Below are 1,058 nucleotides of genomic sequence, written 5' to 3' on the forward strand. Positions count from 1 at the left end.
GCTAGAGCATCTTTTATGAACACAGAGTCGGTTTGAGGATTCACGGGATCAGTTTAGTCTGATTCACTGCTCTTGGTGATTTGCCAGGAGGGTGGTGATGACGAGGAGCTTGAGCGGGGACCTTCGCGGTCGAGTTATTGCGGCGATTGAAGATGGGGTTTCGACGCGGGAGGCGGCACGACGCTTCCGTATCGGGATCTCAACGGCCGGGGCCTGGTATCGGCGCTATCGCGAGACAGGCGAAACGGAAGCGCGCAAGCAGGGCCAACCGTCACGATCGAAGCTCGATGCGCACGAGGCCTTCATTCTGGGCCTGATAGAGAAGGCACCGGACATCACGCTTGCTGAGATCGGCGATCGGCTTGTCGACGAGCGCGGCGTGCGTGCGGCCCCCTCGACGGTCTGGCTGTTCCTCGATCGGCGCGGCGTTACGTTCAAAAAAAACGGCACACGCCTCAGAGCAGCAGCGTCCTGATGTCCTGCGCCGCCGCATAGCTTGGTTCGACGGCCAACTCGATCTCGATCCTGAGAGGCTCATCTTCATTGACGAGACCGCGGCATCCACGAAGATGGCGCGGCTGCGAGGGCGAGCGCCATGCGGTGAACGATGCCGGGCACCCGTTCCACACGGACATTGGAAGACGACCACCTTTACCGCAGGCCTGCGGCTATCTGGTATGGCGGCACCGATGTTGCTTGATGGGCCGATGAACGGCCCCGCCTTCCTCGCCTATGCCGAGCAGGTTCTCGCACCCGAGCTTCGGCCAGGCGACATCGTCGTCATGGATAACCTGCCTGCTCACAAGATCAGCGGTGTGCGCGAGGCTATCGAGAAGGTTGGCGCACGGCTCCTGTTCCTCCCGCCATACTCCCCAGACTTCAACCCCATCGAGATGGCTTTCTCGAAGCTGAAGGCCCTGCTTAGAAAAGCCGCCGCCAGAACCATTGACGATCTCTGGTCAGCGGTCGCCGACTGCCTCTCCGCCTTCACCCCGCAGGAATGCCGGCACTACTTCGAGGCGGCGGGATATGACCCGGACTAAATCGAATCTGCTCTA

1 protein-coding gene is annotated in these 1,058 nt (G+C 60.9%); it reads left to right on the forward strand.

Features of this window, described 5'->3' with window-relative positions:
• Nucleotides 1–97 precede the first annotated feature (97 nt).
• A protein-coding gene (locus L630_RS22725) for an IS630 family transposase (protein WP_156941782.1) occupies nucleotides 98–1,043 on the forward strand; the annotation gives its coding sequence in 2 pieces (ribosomal slippage) (nucleotides 98–438 and nucleotides 437–1,043; 948 coding nt in all).
• The last annotated feature ends 15 nt before the right edge of the window (nucleotides 1,044–1,058 follow it).

The sequence above is a fragment of the Aminobacter sp. J41 genome (assembly GCF_000526635.1).
Lineage (GTDB): Bacteria > Pseudomonadota > Alphaproteobacteria > Rhizobiales > Rhizobiaceae > Aerobium.